The sequence below is a fragment of the Devosia sp. genome (genome assembly GCF_028290625.1).
Classification (GTDB): Bacteria; Pseudomonadota; Alphaproteobacteria; order Rhizobiales; family Devosiaceae; genus Devosia.
The window spans coordinates 77,980-93,734 of sequence record NZ_JAQGJM010000013.1; the positions used below are offsets into that span (position 1 = coordinate 77,980).

13 protein-coding genes, 2 tRNA genes and 1 pseudogene are annotated in these 15,755 nt (G+C 63.0%); 10 read left to right on the plus strand and 6 right to left on the minus strand.

Annotation, left to right across the window (positions count from 1 at the left end; all coding sequences use genetic code 11):
* Nucleotides 1–51: 51 nt before the first annotated feature.
* Nucleotides 52–2,502 carry an ATP-dependent helicase HrpB gene (gene hrpB / locus JWR51_RS07435; protein WP_299745765.1) on the plus strand — a complete coding sequence of 817 codons (2,451 nt, stop codon included), beginning with the start codon at nt 52–54 and terminating at the stop codon, nt 2,500–2,502.
* Between the two features lie 37 nt (nt 2,503–2,539).
* Here hrpB and JWR51_RS07440 read toward each other — a convergent pair whose 3' ends face one another.
* Together JWR51_RS07440 and msrB are read right to left on the minus strand one after the other, a co-directional pair.
* Nucleotides 2,540–2,914, minus strand: coding sequence for a hypothetical protein (locus tag JWR51_RS07440; RefSeq protein WP_299745768.1), 375 nt, complete (start codon nt 2,912–2,914; stop codon nt 2,540–2,542).
* A gap of 147 nt (nt 2,915–3,061) precedes the next feature.
* On the minus strand, nt 3,062–3,463 hold the full coding sequence (gene msrB / locus JWR51_RS07445) for a peptide-methionine (R)-S-oxide reductase MsrB (protein WP_299745770.1): 402 nt from the start codon (nt 3,461–3,463) through the stop codon (nt 3,062–3,064).
* 174 nt (nt 3,464–3,637) lie between these two features.
* On the opposite strand from msrB, the gene JWR51_RS07450 reads away from it, so the two are divergent.
* The gene (locus JWR51_RS07450; protein ID WP_299745773.1) at nt 3,638–4,465 is read left to right on the plus strand and encodes a metallophosphoesterase; all 828 of its coding nucleotides are present in this window, start codon (nt 3,638–3,640) and stop codon (nt 4,463–4,465) included.
* A gap of 210 nt (nt 4,466–4,675) precedes the next feature.
* Here the strand turns inward: JWR51_RS07450 and JWR51_RS07455 are convergent.
* The 3 genes from JWR51_RS07455 to cpdR all read right to left on the minus strand — a co-directional run bounded on the left by JWR51_RS07455 (nt 4,676) and on the right by cpdR (nt 5,306).
* A tRNA-Val gene (locus JWR51_RS07455) sits at nt 4,676–4,750 on the minus strand.
* 28 nt (nt 4,751–4,778) lie between these two features.
* Nucleotides 4,779–4,853, minus strand: a tRNA-Val gene (locus tag JWR51_RS07460).
* Nucleotides 4,854–4,946: 93 nt separating this feature from the next.
* On the minus strand, nt 4,947–5,306 hold the full coding sequence (gene cpdR, locus JWR51_RS07465) for a cell cycle two-component system response regulator CpdR (RefSeq protein ID WP_284393747.1): 360 nt from the start codon (nt 5,304–5,306) through the stop codon (nt 4,947–4,949).
* A 225-nt stretch (nt 5,307–5,531) separates the two neighbouring features.
* On the opposite strand from cpdR, the gene JWR51_RS07470 reads away from it, so the two are divergent.
* From JWR51_RS07470 to JWR51_RS07480, 3 genes are all read left to right on the plus strand, one after another.
* On the plus strand, nt 5,532–6,428 hold the full coding sequence (locus JWR51_RS07470) for an N-formylglutamate amidohydrolase (protein WP_299745776.1): 897 nt from the start codon (nt 5,532–5,534) through the stop codon (nt 6,426–6,428).
* Nucleotides 6,429–6,598: 170 nt separating this feature from the next.
* Nucleotides 6,599–7,396, plus strand: a complete 798-nt coding sequence (gene hisN, locus JWR51_RS07475) for a histidinol-phosphatase (protein WP_299745779.1) — start codon at nt 6,599–6,601, stop codon at nt 7,394–7,396.
* 311 nt (nt 7,397–7,707) lie between these two features.
* Entirely contained in the window at nt 7,708–8,049 is a 342-nt protein-coding gene (locus JWR51_RS07480) for a thermonuclease family protein (protein ID WP_299745782.1), read from the plus strand.
* Between the two features lie 21 nt (nt 8,050–8,070).
* Here the strand turns inward: JWR51_RS07480 and JWR51_RS07485 are convergent, their stop codons facing one another.
* Nucleotides 8,071–9,042, minus strand: a complete 972-nt coding sequence (locus JWR51_RS07485) for an alpha/beta hydrolase (RefSeq protein WP_299745785.1) — start codon at nt 9,040–9,042, stop codon at nt 8,071–8,073.
* Between the two features lie 689 nt (nt 9,043–9,731).
* Between JWR51_RS07485 and JWR51_RS07490 the strand changes: the two genes are divergently transcribed.
* The 5 genes and pseudogenes from JWR51_RS07490 to gltB all read left to right on the plus strand — a co-directional run.
* Nucleotides 9,732–10,187, plus strand: coding sequence for an Hsp20 family protein (locus JWR51_RS07490; protein ID WP_299745787.1), 456 nt, complete (start codon nt 9,732–9,734; stop codon nt 10,185–10,187).
* Between the two features lie 146 nt (nt 10,188–10,333).
* The gene (locus tag JWR51_RS07495; RefSeq protein ID WP_299745790.1) at nt 10,334–10,894 is read left to right on the plus strand and encodes a hypothetical protein; all 561 of its coding nucleotides are present in this window, start codon (nt 10,334–10,336) and stop codon (nt 10,892–10,894) included.
* A gap of 83 nt (nt 10,895–10,977) precedes the next feature.
* The gene (gene dps / locus JWR51_RS07500) at nt 10,978–11,451 is read left to right on the plus strand and encodes a DNA starvation/stationary phase protection protein Dps (protein ID WP_299745793.1); all 474 of its coding nucleotides are present in this window, start codon (nt 10,978–10,980) and stop codon (nt 11,449–11,451) included.
* Between the two features lie 62 nt (nt 11,452–11,513).
* Entirely contained in the window at nt 11,514–12,110 is a 597-nt protein-coding gene (locus JWR51_RS07505) for a class I SAM-dependent methyltransferase (RefSeq protein WP_299745796.1), read from the plus strand.
* A gap of 452 nt (nt 12,111–12,562) precedes the next feature.
* Nucleotides 12,563–15,691: pseudogene (gene gltB, locus JWR51_RS07510) on the plus strand (glutamate synthase large subunit); the annotation flags it as partial.
* Between the last annotated feature and the right edge of the window lie 64 nt (nt 15,692–15,755).

Consider the following 15,755-nt stretch of genomic DNA (forward strand, 5'->3'; position numbering starts at 1 on the left):
GCAATCCCAAAGCTTGCCCCCTCTCCCCCAATCCGTCACAACCGCGCTATGATGCCCCCGCAACCCCTCCCCATCGATGACGCTCTCCCCACGCTCCTCGCCGCGTTGGCACAGGGCCCCTACGCCGTACTCGTCGCCCCGCCCGGCGCCGGCAAGACCACCCGCGTCCCTCTCGCCCTCCTCGATGTCCCCTGGCGCGGCGACGCCCGCATCATCATGCTCGAACCGCGCCGCCTCGCCGCCCGCGCCGCCGCCCACCGCATGGCGCAGACCCTGGGCGAGGAGATCGGCCAGACCGTCGGCTACCGCGTCCGCATGGATGCCAAAATCTCCAGTAAAACCCGCATTGAAGTCGTCACCGAGGGCGTCTTCACCCGCATGCTGCTGGACGATCCCGAGCTGAGCGGCGTGGCTGCGGTGCTGTTTGACGAATTCCACGAACGTAGCCTCGATGGCGATCTCGGCCTCGCGCTCACCCTCGACGTGGCCGCGCTGCGCCCAGACCTGCGCGTCCTCGTTATGTCGGCGACCATCGATGGCGCCCGCGTGGCGAAATTGCTGGCAGACGCGCCGGTTATCACCAGTGAGGGCCGGGCTTTTCCGGTGGCGACCATTTATGCCGAGCCCGATTCGTTGGCGCGGCTGGAGGATCAGGTCACCAGCGCGGTTATCGCCGCCTTGCGCGATCATGATGGTTCGGTGCTGGTCTTCCTGCCTGGCCAGGGCGAAATTGTTCGCGTGGCAGAGCGGCTCAGCTCCCGCGTACTGGCCAACACCGATATCGCGCCGCTCTATGGCCAGCTCACCAGTGCAGAGCAGGATCGCGCCATCCGCCCCGCCGAGCCAGGTCGCCGCAAGATTGTGCTGGCCACTTCGATCGCCGAGACTTCGTTGACCATCGATGGCATCCGCATCGTCATCGATGCCGGCTTCCGTCGCATTCCCGCCTATGAGCCGGCGACGGGGTTGAGCACCCTGGAAACACGGAAAGTCTCACGCGCCGCTGCCGATCAGCGCCGGGGGCGGGCTGGGCGGACGGCGCCCGGGGTCTGTATTCGGCTGTGGAATGAGGGGCAGACGGCCGGGTTGGAGCCCTTCGATACACCCGAAATCCTCGCCGCGGACCTGGCCGGTTTTGCGCTCGATCTGGCCGCGTGGGGCGTCACCGATTCCAGCATGCTGGATTTCTTGGACCCGCCACCGCGTGCTGCCTGGAACGAGGCCGTTACGCTGCTGCAAAGTCTCGACGCACTCGATGCTCAAGGCCGTCTCACGCCTGCCGGAAAGGCGCTGGCTCGCCTGCCGCTGCATCCGCGTCTCGCCCACATGATCGTCGCTGCTGCCGCCGAGGACGATGCCCAGACCGCCGCAGACCTCGCCGTACTGATTGGCGAACGCGGTCTGGGCGGCGAGGGCACTGACCTCGCCCACCGCCTCGCCCGCTTCCGCACCGATCGCAGTCCGCGCGCCAATGACGCGCGCGCACTCGCCCGACGCTGGACTAGTCTTGCCGGCGGCGGTCGTGGCGGCGATCTCGACGCCGGCCACCACCTCGCCCGCGCCTATCCCGACCGCGTTGCGCAAGCCGCCGGCGCGCGCGGCCGCTTCCGCCTCGCCAATGGACGGCAGGCCAGTCTTGATACGACTGACGCCCTCGCTGCTGCGCCGTTTCTCGTCGTCACCGACATCACTGGCGCCGCCGCCACCGGCAAGATCCGCGCTGCCGCCGCGATCGAGCGGGCCGATATCGAACTTATCTTCGCCTCCCACATCATCGGCGAGACCGTGCTGGCCTTCGACGAGCCGTCCACCAGCGTCCGCGCCCGCCGTATCCGCCGCCTCGGCGCGCTGCGTCTGGCCGATGAACCGGTTGCCGTCGAAGATCCCGAGGCCGCGGCACGTCTCCTCGCCGAAGCCGCCGCCCGTCGCGGGCTCGATCTTCTGCCCTGGAGCCGCGACCAGAAGGCTTGGCGCGCGCGTGCCAACTTCCTGCGCGGCACGCTGGGCGATGACTGGCCCGATCTCAGCGCCGAGGTCCTCGCGCCCAGCGTCGCCGAATGGCTGGCGCCGGCCCTGTTCGGCCTGACCAAACTCAGCGAAATCACCGGTGAGCAATTGCGCACCGCGCTCGACCTGTTGCTCCCCTACCAGCGCCGCCAGGATATCGAGGCGCTGCTGCCCAGCCACTTCACCGCCCCCACCGGCAATGCCGTGCCCATCGACTATTCGGCCGAAGGTGGACCGGCGATCGAGATCCGGGTGCAGGAGCTGTTCGGGCTGACGCGCCACCCCACGATCGCCAATGGCCGCATTCGCCTGCTGCTGGTGCTGCTCTCTCCCGCGCACCGCCCGATCCAGACCACCCGTGACCTGTCCGGCTTCTGGAGCGGCTCATGGGTGGACGTCGCCAAGGACCTGAAGGGCCGTTACCCGCGCCACCCCTGGCCCGACGATCCGGCCAGGGCCCACCCCACCGCCCGCGCCAAGCCGCGCGGGACGTGACCTGCGCCCAAGACCTCTGTGTCGGCGCCGCCTGCAGTCACGCCTTCATTTCGATACGAATACCGTGAAGCTGCAGGTCGGATTCATTCAGCACCCGACCAGCAGGTTGCGGTTCCATGTGGACCACGAGGCAACCGCGACCATCCCAGGCTTTCAGCGCCACCATGACATCACGGTTTGGAGGCAGTTGGGTGCCGTCAGGCGCCATGTCGTGGATTGGCCCCTTGATCTGGTCGAAGACGAAGACCGAGGGCCATCTATGGTGATGAACGGGCTCTTCCTCGCCGGGCTCAAGGATCACCTCCAGAACTCGAAGTCGATTGTTTTCAAATAGAACGCGATGGTTGCCCGGTGCTGCAGTAACAGCGTCCAGGACGGGGTCCCAAGACAGTGGATCTATGGTCGAAGACACAATACACCTCTCTTTTGGCTCCAGAAGCAGGCCACTGTACCACAGAGCAGACAGACTCGAGGTGTCATTTACTTTCGCCACTCGACGCAAAAAAACACCCCGGGGCAAAGCCCCAGGGTGATCGACTCTAACGAAATCTAAATGCGCTTAGGCCGGGATAAAGTTCAGCGCCACGCCGTTGATGCAATAGCGCAGGCCGGTTGGAGGCGGGCCGTCGGGGAACACGTGCCCCAGGTGACTGCCACAGCGCGAGCAGTGGCACTCCGTCCGGGTCATGCCGTGGCTGCGGTCCACGGTATTCTCAACCGAGCCGGGCACAGGGTCGTTGAAGCTGGGCCAACCGGTGCCGCTTTCGAATTTCAGGTCCGCCTTGAACAGCTCCTGATCGCAACCGGCGCAGGTGAAGGAGCCAGCGCGGTGCTCATGCAGCAATGCGCAGGAACCCGGCCGCTCGGTGCCATGCTCGCGCATGACGGCATATTGCTCGGGCGTCAGCTTGGCCTTCCACTCGGCATCCGTGTGCGTCACCGGATAGGTATGGGCATCCATGGGCGTCTCCCGCTGTTTCCAGAATTTGAACATGGGCCAGATATAGGCTTTCGCCGCCCCGATTTCGAGCCCCGCAATCGATCAAGCCGCAGTGAGCGCTGTGCTCTTTGGGCTTTTGTCACGGCCAAGTCATCTGCAGCCGCTAGGAGGCCGCGAGCAATCCAAGAGGCGAACATGACTTTGAAATTCGTGGTGATGAGTGACCTGCACCTGATGCCGCAGGGCGAGCTGTCGATGACGCTCGACACCGGCGAGCGGCTGGAACGGGCGGTCGATGCAGTGATCGAGCGCTATGGCGACGCCGATTTCTGCATTCTGGCAGGCGACCTGGCCGACATGGGCCAGCCGGCCGCCTATGAATACCTCAAGACCATCATCGCGCGCATGCCGATCCCGGTCCACATCACCCTGGGCAATCACGACCGCCGGCCGGCTTTCCTCGATGTTTTCGGCGCCGATTTCGCCGATGCCGAAACCGGCAAGATCGACAAGGTCATCGACGTCAAGGGCTACCGCATCATCATGCTTGATTCGTCCGAGCCGGGCCGCGTCGATGGCGTGCTCGAGGACGACCAGATCGACTGGCTGCACGCTTGCCTTGCCGAAGCGCTGGACCGTCCGGTCATCGTTGTACTGCACCACAATGCAAATGCGCTGCATATCCGCTCCGACGATATCCGCCTGCTCGAGCCCGACGCCTTCATCGGCGCGCTCAAAACCCATCCGGACATTCGCCAGGTGATCGCCGGCCACGTCCACATCACCTCGACGGCAAGCTGGCGCGGCCTGCCCTTCACCACCCTGGCGGGCGGGCATTATTCGGTCAGCTTCGTCGTCGACGAGCCCGAAGCCGCCATCCGCCGCATCGACGGACCCGGTCAGATGGCCGTGGTCATCGGCACCCCTGACCGCACCACCGTGCTGTTCGACGATTTCATCGACGGCAATGCCAGCTTCGGCGTGATCGAAGGCCCCCGCGTCCACAAAACCGCGGCGGCATAGCACTTCGCTGATAGCAAAGCCCTCGGGTCAATCCCGGGGGCGATTCTTGATCAGCGGATGTTCCAGTCAGCACCATTTGCCTTCCAGCCGGTCAAGGCGAGGCGAAAATGCCGGATTGCGAGAACCGGAGCGCAGCGTGCATGAGCACGTGAGCACCGGAAGCGCAGCAATTTGGTATTTGCAGACCGCCTTCACCGGCTGGAAGGCGAATGGTGGGAGTAACAAGGATTGAACTTGTGACCCTTCGCGTGTGAAGCGAATGCTCTCCCGCTGAGCTATACTCCCGTCGCCAGAGGCGAAAAGTCTAGAGAGATGGTGGGCGTAACAAGGATCGAACTTGTGACCCCCTCGATGTCAACGAGGTGCTCTCCCGCTGAGCTATACGCCCATCTCTCCGGGAAGGAATGGCATTGCCGTTCCAGTGGCGCGGATAGACCATAAAACCCCGGATGGGGTCAAGAGCCCAAACCGCGAAAACAGTTTAAGCCGCTAGAAGCCGCTCGACCTCGTTCACCAGGTCCTTCAGATGGAAGGGCTTGGACAGCACCGAGGCGTCCTTGGGGGCGTCGCTATCGGGGTTCAGCGCCACGGCCGCAAAGCCGGTGATGAACATGACCTTGAGGTCGGGATCGAGTTCGGTGGCGCGGCGCGCCAGTTCGATTCCGTCCATTTCGGGCATCACGATATCGCTGAGCAGCAGCGCGAATGGCTCTTCGCGCAGGCGTTCATAGGCACTGAGGCCGTTGTCGAACGAAACGACTTCATAGCCCGCGTTCTTGAGCGCACGCGTCAGAAACTGGCGCATGTCGTTATCGTCTTCGGCGAGCAAAATTCGCTTCATCATGTCTCCAGCCGTCGCGATCTGCGCGCAACACACCACGCTGTTATCCAGCGTCCTGAGTCGCACCATAAAGGTGGATGTTTAAGCCAGTTTTACGGAAGGGCAACCTCAAGACCATTTCATGACGATTTTTTGCGATAAACTGGACAATGTCCGCGACGCACGCCATGCTGGTTTATCAATAATGCTTCGCCCTGACAGCAAAGCAAAAATCTGGGAGGCAGCGTGCGGTCCGACTATTGGGATCAGCCGGCATTCGAAACCATCCGGCCCCGCCGGCTCGTGGCGCCGGTCGTGTTCAATTCGGGCCATTCGGGCCGGGTCTATCCCGAACGCTTCCTTGCCATGACGCGGCTCGACCACTTGTCGATCCGGCAGTCCGAAGATGCCTTCGTGGATGAGTTGTTCGGCCGTGCGCCCCATCTGGGCGCCCCCATGCTGCGCGCGCATTTCCCCCGCGCCTATCTGGATGTGAACCGCGAGCCGTGGGAACTCGATCCCACCATGTTCGTGGAACCGCTGTCGGATCGCTTCAACACCACTTCGCCGCGGGTCGCCGCCGGGCTCGGCACGCTGGCGCGCATCGTTGCCGAGAACAAACCCATCTATCGCGACCGGCTGACGCTCGACGATGCCCGCACCCGCATCGAGGGCATTTACCACCCCTATCATGCCGCGCTCCAGGGCCTGCTGAGCGACGCCATTTCGGCGTTCGGCGTGGCGCTGCTGATCGATTGCCACTCCATGCCGCGCATTGCGCGCAGCGGCGACCGCGCCGCGCCCGACGTAGTGCTTGGCGACCGCTATGGCACCACCTGCGCGCCCGCTCTGGTCGACCTGGTGGAAACCATGTTCGCCGGCGCCGGGCTCAAGGTGGCGCGCAACCGCCCCTATGCCGGGGGCTTCGCCACCCGCACCTATGGCCGCCCGCAGCATGGCGTGCACGCGTTGCAGATCGAAATCAGCCGCCATCTCTACATGAACGAGACGACGCTGACCAAGAATGACGGCTTCGACGCCACCCAGTCGATGATCGAGCGGCTGATCTTCGCGCTGATCGGGCTGGACCTGATGGCGCTGGCCAGCACCCCCGCCGCCGCCGAAAAAGCCGCAGCGGAGTAAGGCCCCGCCTGACCTTAACGCCCGGTCACAGAGTCATTCCCGCGAAGGCGGGAACCTCTGTTTGCTGCTCGCACCCAAATAAACAGAGGTCCCCGCCTTCGCGGGAATGACCCGGTGGTGTAACAAAACTCCGCTAGGTCATCGGCACGCTTGAACTGACTGGATTTCCCATGCCCTCCATTCCCATCGATCTCGACCTCGTCGCGCTGACCCTGCTCGATGCCGCTGAGGCGGCATCGGAAAAAACCCTGCCGCTGTTCCGCACCCACCTGGCGATCGACAACAAGCTGGCCGTGGGGTTCGACCCGGTGACGGAAGCCGACCGCGCCGCCGAAACCGCAATCCGCGCGGTGATTGCCGAGCGCTTTCCCGATCACGCCGTGATCGGCGAGGAATGGGGCAATAGCGGCGACAATGATTTCACCTGGATCATCGATCCGGTCGATGGCACCCGCTCCTTCATCAGCGGCGCGCCGGTCTGGGGCACGCTGATTGCGCTGGCCTATCAGGGCGTCGCCGTCGCCGGGCTGATGGCCCAACCCTTTATCGGCGAGATTTTTCTGGGGCTTCCCGGCCGCGCCAGCTATCGCCGTGGCGCCATCGACCAGACCATGCGCACCAGCGGCCAGACCGAACTCGGCGCCGCCCGCGTCTTCACCACCACGCCATCCCTGTTCCGCACGCCCGAACTCGCGGGCAAATGGCGCGCCATCGAAAGCGCCACCCGCCTGCAGCGCTACGGCATGGATTGCTACGGTTATGCGCTATTGGCGGCCGGCCACGCCGATCTGGTGATCGAGCCGTTCCTGCAAACCTACGACATCGCCGCCCTGGTGCCGATCATCCGCCAAGCCGGCGGCGCCATCGCCTGCTGGGACGGCAGCGAGCCTACCGGGGGTGGGAATGTGGTTGCGGCGGCAACGCCGGAACTGCTGGACAAGGCACTGGCGCTGGTCAACGCGTCGTAACGAGACATTGCGCCGGTTAGTGGTAGCGGCGCTTGAACAATTCGCCCTGTCATGCCCCTTTCCTCCCGAGGCGATTTGCGCGAAGATTTCGGAATGCGCAGACTTCCAGTGCACCAGAAGTGGGTCTTGCACCGGGAAGGATGGGCATGAGGCTGTTTCGCATCCTAATTCGGCTGTTTTTCGGAAGAGCTAGGCGGCCACCGGTTCAGATGCGCCGTGAGTCACGCATCACCTTGCCCCATCTTGGTCGACCGCCACAGGCGGGCACTGTGCTACGGGGCCGGTGCTGGGTCATCGATGGGGACACCATCGTGATCGACAACGTTCGAATTCGGCTTGCCGGCATTGATGCGCCCGAACTGGATCACCCCTGGGGCCAGCAGTCGAAGTGGACCATGGTCAAATTGTGCAAGGGACAAATGGTGACGGCTCGGATCAAACCCGAACTGTCTTACGACCGTGTCGTGGCCGAATGCTTCCTGCCCGATGGGCGTGATCTGTCCGCCGAACTCGTCCGCTGCGGTCTGGCTTTGGACTGGCCAAAGTTTTCGGGCGGCAAATATCGGCATCTCGAGCCCGCGGATGCACGGCGCAGACTCTGGCGCGCAGAGGCACGCCAGCGCGGCACCTTTCGCTCGCAGACCGACAGTTAGCAATCGGCCGTTCGCGTCAGGCTAGCCCGTCTGCTCGGTGATGAACGCATCAAACGCGGCAAACACCTGGGCGCGAATGTCGTCCTTTTCCATGAACAGCTCGTGCCGCGCGCCGGCGATCACCATGTGGTGACCCGTGCGCATCCGCAATCCCAATTGCTCGATGGTGCTGGTTGAAACCACCTGGTCCAGAGCTGCCGCCAGCATCAGCACCGGCACCCGAATCTTGCCCGGAAAACTGTCGCGGCCAACGTCGGCCATCGTGGTCATCGCCGCCGCCGCCCAACTGATGGTCGGCGCGCCGACGCCGAGCGCGGGCCGGGCCTTGACCACGTCTACCATTCGCATATAGCGCGTGCGGTCCGAGGTCAGGGGATTGTCGGGGAAGCTCTGTTCGGAAGCGAGGCGGTCGCCCCGGCGCCCGATCGGCAACTTGCCCAGCCCGATGAAATTGAGCGCCCCCGCCACCTTGGCCATGCCGGCAAAGCTCAGCGGCTGGCGGTCCAGCCCCACCATCGGCGCCGACAGGAACACCCGGTCGAACATCAGCCGGTCGTTGATGCCGGCGAACAGACTCACCAGGCCGCCCATCGAATGACCCACCAGATAAAACGGCGGCGGACAGTCCGGCAGCAGGATTTCGCTGTGAAAGCTCTGCAGGTCGCACCAATAATCGTCGAACGTATCGACATAACCCAGATCGCCACCGATCAGGCGGTCCGAACCGCCCTGGCCGCGCCAGTCGAAGGTGGCGACGGCGAAACCACGCTTGCGGAAATCGGCGATGGTCTCGAAATATTTCTCGATGAATTCCGTCCGCCCCTGCACCAGGCACACGGTTCCACGGTGCTTTTCCCCGGTCCGTGGCCAGATCGCATAGCGGATGCGCACCTTGTCGCTGGTCAGGAAATACCCCACCCGCGCCCCCTCGGGCACGGGATTGCTGGCGATATTGACGAGATCCGGTCCGGCAGCGGTGTCGGCAGCGATCATGATGAGCAATCTTGGTGTTGCCGGCGATTGGTGTGCCGAGATTCGGGTCAGGCCGAGTCGAAAATGGTGGGGTTCGAGAACCGGAGCGGAGCGTACGACTGTACGTGAGCACCGGAAGCGCAGAACCCCGCCATTTGCAGGCCGGCCTCACCTGAATATCGGCGTACCAAGAAGAAAACCAGCACCTCTTGCGAGATGCTGGCTTCCTTGCATACGGCCCGTGCGGGGGGCGGGTGACGGGACCGCATTTGGGTCGTGAATCAGAACGAATGCCCTCCGTTCTTCTCCACATGACCCCTTTTAGGCCGCACCGGCTGAATTGAACTGGACCAGGGCGTTCATCTTCGGTTCATGTTTCCAGCCACGTAGGCGGAGCCACCCCTCTCCCCTCGCGGGAGAGGGACCGATATTTCTGCGTTCAGCAGAAATATCAGAGTGAGGGTGCAGTGCTTGGATGAAGCACGGCAACAACGCCACCCCCCATCCGGCGCTGCGCGCCCCCTGCTCCCGCAAGGGGAGAAGGGGAGGCGGTCTATAGCTGCCTCTTGAACCCCCAAATAGGTCACCTACATCTGTCTCGTTCGCCGCTTATCGCGGGAACCCCGACCTCGCCGAACCGACGCTTGCCTATTGCAGGGAGCGCACTCTGAGGATCCGGGACGTCCACGTTGCTCAAGGAGAATGTGACTATGCAGACCATCGATTTCACCCCGTTTTACCGCTCCACCGTCGGCTATGACCGGCTGTTCAATCGCCTCGATACCCTTGGCGGGCAGGAAGCCAAAACCTACCCTCCCTATAATATCGAGCGCACCGGCGAAGATGCCTATCGTATCTCTATCGCCGTAGCCGGCTTCTCCAATGGCGATATCGCCATCGAGACCAAGGAGAACAGCCTGGTGGTCAAGGGCGCCAAGCCGGCAGAGACTGCCGACAAGACCCGTGAATTCCTGCATCGCGGCATTGCCGAACGCGCTTTCGAGCTGCGCTTCCAGCTTGCCGACTATGTAGAGGTCTCCGGCGCCACTCTCGAAAACGGCCTGCTCCATCTCGAACTGAAGCGCGAATTGCCCGAAAGCAAGAAGCCGCGCCAGATTGAGATCAAGGGCGGTACCGCCGTCATCGAGGACAAGTCGGTCAACTAACCGAACACGAATCTCGGCCTCCCCTCCCGGCCGATGATCGCAGGGCGCAGCTGGCAACAGCTGCGCCTTTTTGCGCAGCGCCCCACTAAATGGAGCGTTCAGCCTAGCGACATGTCGTTGGCCGCATCCTGGTCCACGTATCCCTTTTGATCGAGAACTTTTTCATGCCCCCATTGTCTCGTCCCATTCTGTTCGGCGCGCTGCTGTTGTCGGCTTTGTCCCACCCAGCTCTGGCGGCCGATTTGATCTCCAGCAACGATTGGCCGATGGCGGATGCCCAAGCTCAGATTGTCGGGATGATCGGTACCGGCAGAGTTTATGATCTGACTATCGATCACGACAGCATCACTCTGTCGGTAGACCATGCCATCGATCCCCGGCAGCTGAGCCAATATGTTTGGGATGCATCCGGGGTTCGACCGACCATGGACATACCGAACACCTTCAGATTGGGCGTGAGCGACACCGAACCGTTCGCGCTCAACGACCTGGATTTTGCCGCCGTGCCTGCGGTGAAGGCCGCAGCGCTCGCCGCGTTCAACGCCCAAGGTGCCGCCATTACCGAAATCGAAGCCACCAGACCCACCGTCGGTGATAGCAAGGTCACCGTGGCGCTATGGACCGTCCATATCAACGATATCCAAGGCAATAGCGGCGAAGTACTGGTCACCACGCAGGGCGATGTCCTCCATACGACTTTGCCATAGAGAAGCTGGCATATTCGTCCGCTATGGGAACCTCGATGGCTGCCGTCGGTTCTTCTGGCACGCATAGCGTCAAAGGACTTTCCATGAAAACCCCCTCCATCACCCTCAAATCCAATTCCAAATCCGCCGTCATCGACATTCTCAATGCCCGCCTGGCCGATGCCATCGATCTGGCGCTGATCACCAAGCAGGCGCACTGGAATCTCAAAGGCCCCACGTTCATCGCCGTGCACGAAATGCTCGATCCGATGCGCGCCGCCATCGATGAGCATTCCGATATCATCGCCGAGCGCGTCGCCCAGCTCGATGGCATCGCGCTGGGCACCAGCCAGATCGTCGCCAAATCGAGCAAGCTGGCCCCCTACCCCACCGATATCCGCAAGGTTTCCGACCATCTGGCGGCCCTTGCCGAGCGCTATGCCGCTTTGGCCAATCAGGTACGCGAGGATATCGACGCCACCGACGAGGCCGGCGATGCCGACGCCACCGATATTCTCACCGCGTTCTCGCGCGAGTTGGACAAGGACCTGTGGTTCATCAAGTCGCATTTGGAATAGGCCGCGGCTTTCCCTAAGGTAACGGGCGCCGGAACAGCCGGCGCCTTTTCCGGGAGGGCCATATGGCCAGTTTCAGCGAGAGCTTCCAGGGCTGGGATAAATATGTCGAGAATTCCAAGGGCCAGCCGCCGCGCGATCTGCTGGGCCGGGCGTTGCAGTTCGTTCCAGGGCGAGGCGCCGCCATTGATGTGGGCGCCGGAGCGCTGAACGACACCCGCTTCCTGCTCGATGAGGGCTTCGCCTCAGTCACCGCGCTCGACTCGGCGCCGATCGCCCAGGACATTGCCGACACGTTGCCGGCAGATCGCTTCCGCTATGTCATTTCGACCTTCGAGGCCTTCGATTTTCCTGTGGCGGCCTATGACCTCGTCAATGCCCAATACGCCCTGCCCTATATTCACCCCGACCATTTCGACACTGTCTTTGCCCGCATTTCCGCCTCGCTCAAGCCCGGCGGCATTCTGACCGGACAGCTTTTCGGCAATTTTGACGATTGGGCGGGAACGCCCGGCATGAGCTTCCACACACTGGCCCAAGCCCGCGCCGTGCTGAGCGACCTGCGGCCGCTCGAATTTGAGGAGAACGACGAGCCCAATAGCCAGACCCTGAGCGGCAAGGCCAAGCACTGGCACTATTACGACTTCATCGCCCGACGCTGATGGGCGCGAAGGCGCATGTTTCCTACGCTTTCCTATAGGGAAGTTGGCAATCTCCTATTTTCCGTGTCCAAACCATGGCCAAACCACTTGCCCACAGTTTGGAATTGTGACAATGTGCACAGGTTAGGGCAGCACGACTGTCCTATCTGAAGCGTTGCCCCGCTCTCCGCGGCCAGCACGCACGCTGGTCCGGCTGGCCCGCTCTTGATGAGCGGAAACGGATAGGCGGAGCTGACAAAGCTCGAATTTGAGCGGCCATTTGGATGCAGAGCCGCTCCCCACGCATGGACGATTTGCGCTTACGAGACGTACTGGTGTACGACCCGCCTGAAGCAACGCGCCCACCAGAGGACGAGACCGCATCCTGCCCCGCCGGCTTATCGGCAAACCCAGGATGCACACGACATAGCGACAGAGCCCGCAAGGGCGACCAACGAACGAGGAACAGCGATATGGCACACGATCTGACCGGCTCTTCAGCACCCGTCACGACGAGCAAAGCCAATCGTAAAACCTTGATCGAGAACGGTCGCCGCGTCGTCCCCGTTTCCGGCCGTCCTGCCGCGCAGGGTCTCTATGACCCCGCCAACGAGCACGACGCCTGCGGCATCGGCATGATCGCCAACATCAAGAACCGCCCCAGCCATGAAGTGGTCGAAAAGGGTCTCGAAATCCTCGAGAACCTCGAACACCGCGGCGCCGTAGGTGCCGATCCCCTGATGGGCGACGGCGCCGGCATCCTGGTGCAGACCCCGCACGCTTTCCTCGCCAAGTCGGTGGATTTTGCGCTGCCCGAAAAGCACGCCTATGCGGCCGTGATGATCTTTTATCCCAACGACATTGCCCTGCGCGACCGTTGCGCCGCGGCCATCCGTGAATGCCTACTGGCCGAACAACTGACGCTGTTGGGCGAGCGCATTGTCCCCACCGACAATTCCGCTCTCTCGGCCGGCGTCATTGCCACCCAGCCGATCATCGAGCAGATGTTCATCGCTCGCCCCGAGGGCCTGACGCTGGACGAGTTCGAGCGCAAGCTGCTGATCGTGCGCAAGGTGATCTCCAACACCGTCTATGCGCGCGTGCCGGAGTCCAACGGCGACAACGGCTTTTACGTCGTCTCCATGTCGGCCCGCACCGTCGTTTATAAGGGCATGTTCCTCGCCTACCAGCTCAAGGCCTTCTATCCCGATCTCTCCGACGAGAGCTTCGAGAGCGCTATCGCCTTGGTGCATCAGCGCTTTTCCACCAACACCTTCCCAAGCTGGAAGCTGGCACACCCCTATCGCATGACCACCCACAATGGTGAAATCAACACCATTCGCGGCAACGTCAACTGGATGGCCGCCCGCCAGGCGTCGGTGTCTTCGCCGCTGTTCGGCGATGACATCAACAAGATCTGGCCGATTTCCTACGAGGGCCAGTCCGATACCGCTTGCTTCGACAACGCGCTCGAATTCCTCGTGCGCGGCGGCTATAGCCTGCCCCACGCCGCGATGATGCTGATCCCCGAAGCCTGGGCCGGCAATCCGCTGATGGATGAGACGCGCCGCGCGTTCTACGAATATCACGCGGCCCTGATGGAGCCGTGGGACGGCCCCGCGGCCATGTCGCTCAGCGACGGCCGCTATGTCGTCGCCACGCTCGATCGCAATGGCCTGCGTCCGGCCCGCTATCTGGTGACCCGCGAGGGCCATGTGGTGCTGGCCTCCGAATCGGGCGTGCTCGACATTCCCGACGAGGACATAGTCGAGCGCTGGCGCCTGCAGCCGGGCCGCATGCTGCTGCTCGACCTGGAGGAAGGCCGCATCATCTCGGACGACGAGATCAAGCGCACGCTCGCCACCTCCAATCCCTATGCCGAATGGCTGGCACGCACGCAGATCGTGCTCGAAGACCTGCCCGAGACCGCGCCCCAGGCGCCGGTGACCTCGGAGTCGCTGCTCGATCGCATGCAGGCCTTTGGCTATACCCAGGAAGACATCAAGCTGCTGATGGCCCCGATGGCCACCACCGGCCAGGAAGCCGTCGGCTCGATGGGCACCGACACGCCGATTTCCGCGCTCAGCGAGAAGTCGAAGCTCCTCTATACTTATTTCAAGCAGAACTTCGCCCAGGTCACCAACCCGCCGATCGACCCGATCCGCGAAGAATCGGTGATGAGCCTCGTCTCCTTCATCGGGCCGCGGCCGAACCTGTTCGACCTCGAAGGCGCCTCCAAGCACAAGCGGCTGGAAGTGCGTCAGCCAATCCTGACCAACGAGGATCTCGAGAAGATCCGCGCCATCGGCGACATGGCGGACAACGAGTTCCGCACCCAGACCATCGACATCACCTATCCGGCCGATAGCGGCGCGGCAGGGATGGAAGTGGCCATCGAAGCCATCTGCGCCCAGGCCGAAATCGCCATCGCGGGCGAATACAACATCATCGTGCTCAGCGATCGCCTCGTCGCGTCGGACCGCATCGCCATCCCGGCGCTGCTGGCCACCGCGGCCGTGCATCATCACCTGATCCGCAAGGGCCTGCGGACCTCCTCGGGCCTCGTCGTCGAAACCGGCGAAGCCCGCGAAATGCACCACTTCGCCATGCTGGCCGGCTACGGCGCCGAAGCCATCAACCCCTACTTGGCGTTCGAGACGCTGGCGGCCCTCCATGCCGAGGGCGAATACCCCGCCGAAGTCGATGCCCACGAAGTGGTCTATCGCTACATCAAGAGCGTGGGTAAGGGCCTGCTCAAGGTCATGTCTAAGATGGGCATTTCCACCTACCAGTCCTATTGCGGCGCGCAGATCTTCGACGCCGTCGGCCTCAAGACCGAATTCGTGCAGCGCTTCTTCTTCGGCACTGCGACCACGATCGAAGGCGTTGGCCTCGCCGATATCGCCGAGGAAACCGTCCGCCGTCATCGCGACGCCTTTGGCGACGACGTGGTGCTGCGCAAGTCGCTCGATGTGGGCGGCGAATATATGTACCGCATCCGCGGCGAAAAGCATGCCTGGAGCCCCGATGTGGTCTCCGACCTGCAGCACGCCGTGCGCACCCGCGACGAAAGCCCCGAGAGTGCACAGGCACGCTATGACAGCTTTGCCGAGCGCGTGAACACGGGCGAAAACGGCTATCTGGCCATCCGTAACCTGTTCGAGGTCCGCCCCATCGGCGAGCCGATCGCGCTGGATGAGGTCGAGCCGGCGGTCGATATCGTCAAGCGTTTCGTCACCGGCGCGATGAGCTTCGGCTCGATCAGCCGCGAGGCGCATACGACGCTGGCCATCGCGATGAACCGCATTGGTGGCAAGTCCAACACCGGCGAGGGCGGCGAGGAAGTCGACCGCTACCAGCCGCTGCCCAATGGCGACCAGAACCCGCTCCGCTCCGCCATCAAGCAGATCGCCTCGGGCCGCTTTGGCGTGACCACCGACTACTTGGTCAATGCCGACATGCTGCAGATCAAGGTCGCGCAGGGCGCCAAGCCCGGCGAAGGCGGCCAATTGCCCGGCCACAAGGTCGACTGGATCGTCGCCAAGACGCGCCATTCGACCCCCGGCGTCGGGCTGATCTCGCCCCCGCCGCACCACGATATCTAGTCCATCGAAGATCTGGCGCAGCTGATCTACGACCTCAAGAACGTCAACGAGACCGCCGATA